10 protein-coding genes are annotated in these 9,112 nt (G+C 65.4%); 9 read left to right on the forward strand and 1 reads right to left on the reverse strand.

Features of this window, described 5'->3' with window-relative positions:
• Positions 1-401 precede the first annotated feature (401 nt).
• The 6 genes from WA145_RS16910 (at position 402) to WA145_RS16935 (ending at position 4,888) form a co-directional block, all read left to right on the forward strand.
• A complete protein-coding gene (locus WA145_RS16910; RefSeq protein ID WP_275960146.1) occupies positions 402-1,307 on the forward strand; it encodes a LysR substrate-binding domain-containing protein in 906 nt (301 codons plus the stop codon).
• 354 nt (positions 1,308-1,661) lie between these two features.
• Entirely contained in the window at positions 1,662-2,150 is a 489-nt protein-coding gene (purE, locus tag WA145_RS16915) for a 5-(carboxyamino)imidazole ribonucleotide mutase (RefSeq protein ID WP_422582686.1), read from the forward strand.
• 42 nt (positions 2,151-2,192) lie between these two features.
• Positions 2,193-3,278, forward strand: coding sequence for a 5-(carboxyamino)imidazole ribonucleotide synthase (locus WA145_RS16920; protein ID WP_422582687.1), 1,086 nt, complete (start codon positions 2,193-2,195; stop codon positions 3,276-3,278).
• Between the two features lie 195 nt (positions 3,279-3,473).
• Positions 3,474-3,719 (forward strand): GlsB/YeaQ/YmgE family stress response membrane protein, encoded by a 246-nt coding sequence (locus WA145_RS16925; protein ID WP_422582688.1) that lies wholly within the window; start codon positions 3,474-3,476, stop codon positions 3,717-3,719.
• A gap of 25 nt (positions 3,720-3,744) precedes the next feature.
• Complete coding sequence (locus WA145_RS16930; protein WP_422582689.1) at positions 3,745-4,278, forward strand: DUF3299 domain-containing protein; 534 nt, start codon at positions 3,745-3,747, stop codon at positions 4,276-4,278.
• A 58-nt stretch (positions 4,279-4,336) separates the two neighbouring features.
• Positions 4,337-4,888 (forward strand): hypothetical protein, encoded by a 552-nt coding sequence (locus WA145_RS16935; protein WP_422582690.1) that lies wholly within the window; start codon positions 4,337-4,339, stop codon positions 4,886-4,888.
• A 191-nt stretch (positions 4,889-5,079) separates the two neighbouring features.
• On the opposite strand, the gene WA145_RS16940 is transcribed toward WA145_RS16935, so the two are convergent.
• Positions 5,080-6,000: a D-hexose-6-phosphate mutarotase gene (locus WA145_RS16940; RefSeq protein ID WP_422582691.1), complete on the reverse strand. Its 921-nt coding sequence runs from the start codon at positions 5,998-6,000 to the stop codon at positions 5,080-5,082.
• Positions 6,001-6,145: 145 nt separating this feature from the next.
• Here WA145_RS16940 and WA145_RS16945 point away from each other — a divergent pair, with 145 nt between their 5' ends.
• From WA145_RS16945 to WA145_RS16955, 3 genes are all read left to right on the forward strand, one after another.
• Positions 6,146-7,291 carry an efflux RND transporter periplasmic adaptor subunit gene (locus WA145_RS16945; RefSeq protein WP_422582692.1) on the forward strand — a complete coding sequence of 382 codons (1,146 nt, stop codon included), beginning with the start codon at positions 6,146-6,148 and terminating at the stop codon, positions 7,289-7,291.
• Positions 7,288-7,983 carry an ABC transporter ATP-binding protein gene (locus WA145_RS16950; RefSeq protein ID WP_422582693.1) on the forward strand — a complete coding sequence of 232 codons (696 nt, stop codon included), beginning with the start codon at positions 7,288-7,290 and terminating at the stop codon, positions 7,981-7,983. The genes WA145_RS16945 and WA145_RS16950 overlap by 4 nt, the downstream gene beginning before the upstream one ends.
• Positions 7,970-9,112, forward strand: a 1,143-nt coding sequence (locus WA145_RS16955; RefSeq protein ID WP_422582694.1) for an ABC transporter permease, incomplete at its 3' end; no start/stop codon positions are given. The genes WA145_RS16950 and WA145_RS16955, both read left to right, overlap by 14 nt.

Raw genomic sequence — 9,112 nt, forward strand, 5'->3', positions numbered from 1 at the left:
ATCAAGGTCATCTCAGGAAATACGGCATATGCCGCGATGGCCCGTAGATTAGGGGCTGCAGCTTGATACTGGCCAATGCTGTTAAGCGCTGGGTCATGCATAATCGGCATAACGTTGGCGTGACGTGCTGCTTGATCAGAGCGTACACCGTACCTGTGGGAGTAGTAGGGTGGGTTAGCGACGCCACACACCGGTCTATACCCTCATGCGTGTGTGGCGCGGCGCGTAACCCACCAGGCGATCGACCGCGTTGCGCCGGTGGTGGGTTACGCCGCGTCTTGAATGGCGTGGTGTTTGGCAATGGCGGCAAGCGGCTAACCCACCCTCCGCGCCTCCCACACGCCGTACGAGACCAGGTGGATACAAAGAGCGTCATCCACCCTACAAAACCAGGAGTGACGATGAACCTTGAAAGCAAATGGCTGGAAGACTTTGTCACCCTGGCCGCCACCCGCAGCTTCTCCCAGGCGGCGCAGAAGCGCTTCGTCACCCAGCCGGCGTTCAGCCGGCGGATTCGCAGCCTGGAGAACATGCTCGGCCTGACCCTGGTCAACCGCGCCTGCACGCCCATCGAGCTGACCGAATCCGGCCAGCTGTTTCTGGTCACGGCACGCAGCATGGTCGAGCAGCTCGGCGAGGTGGTGCGTCACCTGCATAACCTCGAAGGCCAGCAAGGCGAGGTGATGCAGATTGCCGCCGCGCACTCGCTAACCCTGGGGTTTTTCCCCGAATGGATCGCCCGCCTGCGCCGCGAAGGTCTGCCGCTGACCACTCGTCTGGTGGCGACCAACGTCGGCGAAGCGGTGCATGCGCTGCGTGAAGGCGCCTGCGACCTGATCCTCGCCTACTACGACCCCGACGCCGCGCTGCAGATGGACCCGGAAATCTTCCCCTCGCTGCACCTGGGCCGCACGGAAATGCTCCCGGTGTGCGCGGTGGGCGAAGACGGCGCGCCGCTGTTCGACCTCAACAGCGGCCAGAGTGTGCCGCTGCTGGCCTACAGCGCCGGGGCGTTTCTCGGTCGCTCGGTCAACCTGCTGCTGCGCCAGCGCGCGCTGCGTTCGACCACGGTGTACGAAACGGCGATGGCCGACAGCCTGAAAAGCATGGCCTTGCAAGGCATGGGTGTGGCCTGGGTGCCGAGGTTGAGCGTGACCGCCGAATTGGCCCGTGGCGAACTGGTGGTGTGCGGCGATGAACAGTGGCAGGCGCCACTGGAGATTCGCCTGTACCGCTGCGCCTTGGTGCGCAAGGCCTCTGTGCGGTTGCTCTGGCGCAAGCTGGAAAGCGGCGAAGTCGGGCGTTGAGTGTAGGAGCGGGCCATGCCCCAGCAGATGCGGCAGGCCGAGCACCGCTGGGAGGGGGCGCACAAGCTTCGCAGTGTCTTTGCCAGTCCGCTTCTGCGCCACTCGTCCATTTACAAAATGCCGCTCAGCCGCCTTAAGCGCGGTTTAACCCTTAATGCAGGAAGGCATCGCGCGGACTGCTCCTCGACAAACGGCGCGCCGGGGTGCACGCCAGCCCAGGCTTTACGCTATACTGCGCGGCCTTTGGCGGTCCGCACCGCCATAATTCATTACTAACAAGCCACGCCTGGTTTCCAGCGTGGCTTGTTAGTTTCTGCAGCGCCTACGGGCACCTGATGAAGAAGAGGCACGACGATGAGCGCACTGGTTGGCGTGATCATGGGCTCCAAGTCCGATTGGTCCACCCTTAGCCACACCGCCGAGATGCTGGACAAGCTGGGCATTCCTTATGAGGTCAAGGTGGTTTCCGCCCACCGCACCCCGGACTTGCTGTTCCAGTACGCCGAGCAGGCCGACGGTCGCGGTATTCAGCTGATCATCGCCGGTGCCGGCGGTGCGGCGCACTTGCCGGGCATGTGTGCGGCCAAGACCCACCTGCCGGTACTCGGTGTGCCGGTGCAGTCGGCGGTGCTCTCGGGCGTCGACTCGCTGTTGTCGATCGTGCAGATGCCCGCCGGTATTCCGGTCGCCACCCTGGCCATCGGCAAGGCTGGTGCGATTAACGCCGCGCTGCTCGCCGCGAGCATCCTCGGTCACCAGCACCCGCAATTCCACGAGCGGTTGAAGGCGTTCCGTACCGAGCAGACCGAATCCGTACTGGAAAATCCGGACCCGCGCGGTTAAGCCCATTTGTTGTAGCCCCGTGCATCAGGAGCAGATCGACCCATGAAAATCGGTGTAATCGGTGGCGGCCAGCTGGGCCGCATGTTGGCCCTGGCAGGCACGCCGCTGGGGATGAACTTCGCCTTCCTCGACCCCGCGCCGGATGCCTGTGCGCAAGCCCTGGGCGAGCATATCCGCGCCGATTACGGCGACCAGGATCACCTGCGCCAGCTGGCCGATGAAGTCGATCTGGTGACTTTCGAGTTCGAAAGCGTGCCGGCCGAGACCGTGGCCTTCCTCTCGCAGTTCGTCCCGGTCTACCCGAGTGCCGAAGCCCTGCGCATCGCCCGTGATCGCTGGTTCGAGAAGTCGATGTTTAAGGAGCTCGGCATTCCCACCCCGGATTTCGCCGATATCCAGGCGCAGGCTGACCTCGACGCGGCCGTGGCCAGCATCGGTCTGCCGGCGGTACTCAAGACCCGCACCCTGGGTTACGACGGCAAGGGCCAGAAGGTCCTGCGCAAGGCTGAAGATGTGGTCGGCGCCTTTGCCGAGCTGGGCAGCGTGCCGTGCATCCTCGAAGGCTTTGTGCCCTTTACTGGCGAAGTGTCGCTGGTGGCGGTGCGCGCCCGCGATGGCGAAACGCGCTTCTACCCGTTGGTGCACAACCGCCACGACAGCGGCGTGCTGGCGCTGTCCATCGCCAGCAGCGATCACCCACTGCAGGCCCTGGCAGAAGATTACGTCAGCCGCGTGCTGAGCAAGCTCGACTACGTCGGCGTGCTGGCCTTCGAGTTCTTCGAAGTCGATGGCGGCCTGAAAGCCAACGAAATCGCCCCGCGTGTGCACAACTCCGGGCCCTGGACAATCGAAGGTGCCGAGTGCAGCCAGTTCGAAAACCACCTGCGCGCCGTCGCCGGCCTGCCGCTGGGTTCGACTGCCAAGATCGGTGAAAGCGCGATGCTCAACTTTATCGGTGTGGTGCCGCCGGTGGAGCAGGTCATCGCCATCGCCGACTGCCGCCTGCATCACTACGGCAAGGCCTTCAAGGTCGGCCGCAAGGTCGGTCACGCCACCCTGCGCTGCGCAGACCGGGCGACCCTGGACCGGCAGATCGCCGTGGTCGAGGCGCTGATCGCCAAGGTCTGAAGCACTCGCTGAGGCTGCCAGGAGCGGCCTCAGCGGGAACCTTGCGCACCTGGGTTCGTCTGACAATCTGTGCCCTGTGGGCTGGCAATCCGCTGCCTGTGCACCGGCGCCTGCCGGAACTGGGTTGACCCGCTAGCCTTACAGACCAATTGTGCCAATCTCGGCGCAGCGGATACTGACACGGAGGGTATTGCCATGAGCATTATCGGAACCATTTTTATCGGCCTGATCGTTGGCCTGCTTGCCCGTTTTATAAAGCCGGGCAATGACAGCATGGGCTGGATCATGACCATCCTCCTGGGCGTCGGCGGTTCGATCGCCGCCACCTACGGTGGCCAGGCCCTCGGCATCTATCAGGCCGGTGAAGCTGCCGGGTTTATCGGTGCGGTGATCGGTGCGGTGGTGCTGCTGGTTATCTATGGCGCTGTCAAAAAGGGCTGATGCCTGCTGCCTTGTGAGTCCACCGATGCGCTATCTGCTGTTACCCCTGCTGTTTATCAGCACCTTGGCCTGCGCCGAACTGCCGGAAACCGATTGGCTTGAGCTGATGCCGGCGGAAGATCGCCAGGCCCTGGAAGACATGCCCGAGATCAGCCACCAGGGTCTCGAACAGGACAGCGGCTTCTACAACCCCGGCGGCCTCAAGCAGCAGGACCAGAACCTGCCGGCGGTGATGTACTCAAGCAAAACCGTCGCCGCCTTCGATGGGAAGGCGGTGCGCCTGGGCGGCTATCCGGTACCACTGGAAACCGACAGTAAAGGCCGCAGCACCCTGTTCTTCCTGGTTCCCTACCCCGGCGCCTGCATCCATGTTCCGCCACCGCCACCGAACCAACTGGTGCTGGTGCGCTACCCCAAAGGCATCGAACTCGAAGACATCTACGCCCCGCTATGGGTCAGCGGCACGCTGAAGATCGAACAGGTCAACAACGAGTTGGCGGATGCGGCGTATGCCTTGGATGCCAATGGGGTAAGGCTGGTCGAGGAGGCCGATCTGTAAAACGCGGCTAGATGGCCCAGTTGCTGATAGAGCCGCGCCGCATCAAGAGGAGGCCGCCATGCAGCCAAGCACGCAACATCGAATATGGGCGGGAGTACTCACTGTCGGCGCCATCTCTGCGGCGCTCTCAATCATTCCGCAGCTTGATGGTGCCAGGCAATGGCTGGTTGACGCTTGGGAGAGTCGCGGAGCGATCGAGCTTCCGGGGGCATATCCGGGTGAAATTTGGAGGCGGGCGGGCAGTGACGAAGTTGCCTGGCTCCAGGATGACTGGTGCTATCCGTCGCTTCGGGGCTTTATTGCCAGGTTTCAGCTGCGGGACGGCTCTCTGTTGCGTCAGAACGAAGCCGGCATCCCCTCGCCGTTCAAGACCGAGTGGGTTGAAGCTGAAGCCTTCATATCGAACAGGAACCAGTTGCGTCTGCGGTACAAGTCGAGTGACTGGCCAGGAGACTATATAAGCTTTGATTCCGACAGAAAGGCTGAGTGGCAGGAGAACCAGCGTTATACCGAAGACAACGGCACCGTTGTTTCTGGGGATAAACGCCTTGTCATTAGCTGCAATCGCTGCAGCGTATCTAGTGACGGAATCACATATGACTGCCCCTGATCACAAAGCCACCTAGCCTGTGGTTCAAGCCGTTCGCTTCGCTCACTCGGGGCTTAACCAAAGGTTCACGCCTACTGCGCTAAAAACCGGCTCGGTAAGCCGCTTGAGGCTAGCGCTTGAGCCTGAGTCGAAGGGCGCGTGATACTTATCGCCTGCCCTGGTGTGCGCGGCGCCCCCTACGCCTGACCGCTCTAATCCGCCAGCGCCTCGCTCCATAGGCTAAGGCCGATCTGCTGTTGTTCGCCGCCGGCCGCCAGTACGCAGATGTCGTCCAGCACATTGGCGTGTTCGACGCAAAGCATGCCTTGCCAGGCATCCTCGGCGAATTGCGACAGGCGTCTGGCCTTGTCGATCCAGGGGTTCCACAGCACCGCCGAGGCTGAGCCGCTGCTGTGCAGTTGGATGCGCCGGCGCCAGGCCGGGTCGTGGATACTCAGTTGCGCCGGGGTGTTCAGGTAGATGCGGTCGGTTTCCCTGGCAAAGCCCAGGGCGCCGCCCTGCTGGCGTGGCTGCCAGTCTTCCAGGGTTTCGATATAGCGGCAGCCGTGCAGGCCTTCGACCCGAGCCTTGCGAATATCGCCGACCGCGAAGTAGCTGTGCAGCGCCTGGCTGATGGCCAGGGGCGTAGCGCCCAGGTTGCGGCTGTTCAGCTCGATATGCAGGCGCCGATCCAGGCGGATGGTGAAGGTCAGTTCGGCGGCATGCGGCCAACCCGGCAAGGGCTGCTCCAGGCTGTTGAAGCCGAAGCTCAGGCTGACTCCGGCGTCCTGGCTGTCGATACCGAGCAATTGCCAGTCGCGGTCGCGCACCAGGCCGTGGGACGGCACCAGGCTGCCGCCCTGGTAGAGCGCCTGCACCGCCTGCGGGTTGCGTCGCAGGTCGCCGAACCAGGGCCAGCAGATCGGCACGCCGCCGCGCACGCCCTGGCCACGTTGGTAGGCGGCCTGGGGGCTGAGCCAGATCAGCGGCTGCTCGCCATCGCGCTGGTAACTGAGGATCTGTGCACCCTGCTGGGCCACCAGCAGTTCGGCCTCGGCGGTGCGCACGCGCCAGCAGGTCAGTTGGTCGATTTCCAGCCGTTCTACCTGAGGCTGTTGTATGGCTGCGCTCATTGCGGCGTTCCTCGCGTCTTTGTCTAAAGCAAAGTGTGAACCGCTGTCTGGGCAAAGGCCAGGCGTTGCTGGCTGATTCCCTGACCTGGCGCATTGTTGCGTGGTTGCCGCTGGCCTAGGCTGAAAGCGACTCAAGGAGAAATAGATGCGCAAATTATGGCTAGCCCTGCCACTGCTGCTGGGCCTGGCGGTGGCACTCTGGTGGTGGAGCCGGCCGCAGCCGCTGCCGGTGCGCCTGGTGGCGGTGGAGCGCGGCGCGGTGGAGACCCTGGTGGCCAATACCCGCGCCGGCACGCTCAAGGCCTGCCGGCGCACCCAGCTGTCGTTCAACCTGGGCGGGCGGGTCGAGCAGCGCTTGGTCGAGGAGGGCCAGCGGGTGGCCGCCGGCGAGGTGCTGATGCGCCTGCGTCAGGACGAGTTGCAGGCACGCCTGCGCGAGGTCGAGGAGCGTTTGCAGGGGCAGACCAACCAGCGCGAGCAGCGTTGCCTGCAGGCCGAGCTGGAGCAGCGTGATCACCGGCGCCTGGCGCAGTTGCGCGCGCGCCAGCTGGTGGCCGAGGACCGGGTCGACCAGAGTGCCACTCGCGCGCGCCTGTCGGCCCTGGCCTGCAAGGGCGCGGCGGTGGCCATCCGCGAGACCGAAGCCAACCTGAGCCTGCAGCGCGCGCTGCTCGATCAGGCCACGTTGCGCGCGCCCTTCGCCGGCATAGTCGCGGAGATCAACGGCGAAGTCGGCGAGTTCGTCACCCCCTCGCCGCCGGGCATTCCGACCCCGCCAGCGGTGGACCTGATCGACGACAGCTGCCTGTACGTCGAGGCGCCCATCGATGAGGTGGATGCGGCCCGGGTCAAGCCCGGCATGCCGGTGCGCATCAGCCTGGATGCCTTTCGCGGCAAGCAGTATGCCGGCACCGTCAGCCGTATCGCGCCCTTTGTGCGCGACCTCGAGCGGCAGGCGCGCACCGTCGATGTCGAGGTGCGCTTCGACCCGCTGCCGGCCGATCTGCTGTTGCTCACCGGCTACAGCGCCGATGTGGAAATCCTTCTGCAGCAGCGCCCGGAGACCCTGCGCATCCCCACCGAAAGCCTGCTGGAAGGCGCCCGGGTGTTGCGCTATGACCCGGCGGACGGGGTGCTGCGTGAGGTCAGCTTGAGGCTTGGCCTGGCCAACTGGCGCTGGAGCGAGGTGCTTGAGGGCCTCAGCGAAGGCGAGCGGATTCTCGCCAGCCTGGAGCAGGAGGGCCTGGGCGATGGCGTGGCGGTGCAGCCTACGGACGCGGCCGCGCCATGATCCGCCTGAGTGGCGTGAGCCGCTGTTTCGTGTTGGGCGATCAGCAGATCAAGGGCCTGGATGGGGTGGACCTTGCGGTGGCCAAGGGCGAATACCTGGCGGTGATGGGCCCGTCCGGTTCGGGCAAGTCGACCCTGCTGAATATCCTCGGCCTGCTCGATGCGCCGGACAGCGGCGAGTACTGGCTCAACGGCGAGGCCACCGCCAGCCTGGACGAGATCCGCCGCGCCGGCTTGCGCAGCCGCCATATCGGTTTCGTGTTCCAGTCCTACCACCTGATCCCACGCCTGAGCGCCCTGGAGAATATCGAGCTGCCGATGCTCCTGGCCGGTATCGAGCCGGCCGAGCGTCAGCGCCGCAGCGCGCGCCTGGTGGAGCGGCTGAACCTCGGCGACCGGGTCAGGCACCGCCCGGCCGAGCTGTCCGGCGGCCAGCGCCAGCGCGTCGCCATCGCCCGCGCCATGGTCATGCAGCCGGCGCTGCTGCTGGCCGACGAGCCCACCGGCAACCTCGACAGCCATTCCGGTGCTGAGGTGATCAGATTGCTGGAAGAGCTCAACGGCGAGGGCCTGACCCTGCTGATCGTCACCCACGACGCCGCCCTGGGTGCCAGGGCGGCACGCCGGCTGGGCATGTGCGACGGCCGCATTATTAGCGATACCCGCAAGGAGATGGTGGATGCGCGCGGCTGACGGCCTTGGGCTGATGCTCGGCGCCCTGGCCGGGCACCGTTCGCGCAGCCTGATGCTGCTGCTGGCGCTGGCCATCGGCGTGGTGGCGGTCAATCTGCTCACCGGTCTGGCCGAAGGCGCGCGGCAGTTCGTCATCGGTGAATTCTCCATGCTCGGGCGCAATACCCTGATCGTGCTGCCGGGGCGCAAGGAAACCAGCGGCGGCATGCCGCCGATCACCGGCCTGGCCACCCGCGACCTGACCCTGGGCGACGCCGAGGCCATCGGCCGCCTGCCCAGCGTGCGGCGGGTGGCGCCGTTGCAGGCCGGGCAGGTGCAGGTGAATGTCGGCAATCGTGCGCGGGAGGCCTTTACCCTGGGCACCAGTCACGAATTCTTCGCCATCCGCCAGCTCGGCGTGGGCCAGGGGCAGATCCTCCCGATATTGCCGCCGGACCAGGCCGAGGCGGTCTGCGTGATCGGTGCCAAGCTGCGCCGCGAGCTGTTCGGCAACGGCCCGGCCCTGGGCCAGTGGCTGCGCGCCGGCGACCGGCGTTTTCGGGTGGTGGGTATCCTCAGCGAGCGCGGCGAATCCCTGGGCATGGATTTCGGCGAGATGCTGATCATCCCGGTGGCCAGCGCCCAGGTGCTGTTCAACCGCGAGGGGCTGTTCCGGGTGTTCGCCGAGCTGCGCGGGCCGCAGTTTATGGCCAGCGGCAAGCGGCAGATCCTCGATCTGATCAAGGCCCGCCACGAGGGCAAGGAGGACGTCACCCTGATCAGCCAGGACAGCATGCTCGCCGCCTTCGACGGCATTCTCCAAGCCCTCGGCCTGGCCCTGGCCGGCATCGCCGCGATCAGCCTGCTGGTGGCCGGCATCCTGATCATGAACGTGACCTGGATCGCGGTGAACCAGCGTACCGCCGAGATCGGCCTGCTCAAGGCCCTGGGCGCGCGGCCGGCGCAGGTGCGCCTGCTGTTCGTCGGCGAGGCGGCGCTGCTGGCCCTGGCCGGCGGCTTGATCGGCCTGGGCCTGAGCGAGGTGCTGCTGTGGCTCGGCCGCCAGCTGTGGGCGATTCCGTTGCAGACGCCTGGGTGGGCGCGCATCGGTTCGCTGCTGCTGGCCCTGGGCGCCGCCTTGCTGTTCGCC

Source organism: Pseudomonas sp. (assembly GCF_049301935.1).
Lineage (GTDB): Bacteria > Pseudomonadota > Gammaproteobacteria > Pseudomonadales > Pseudomonadaceae > Aquipseudomonas.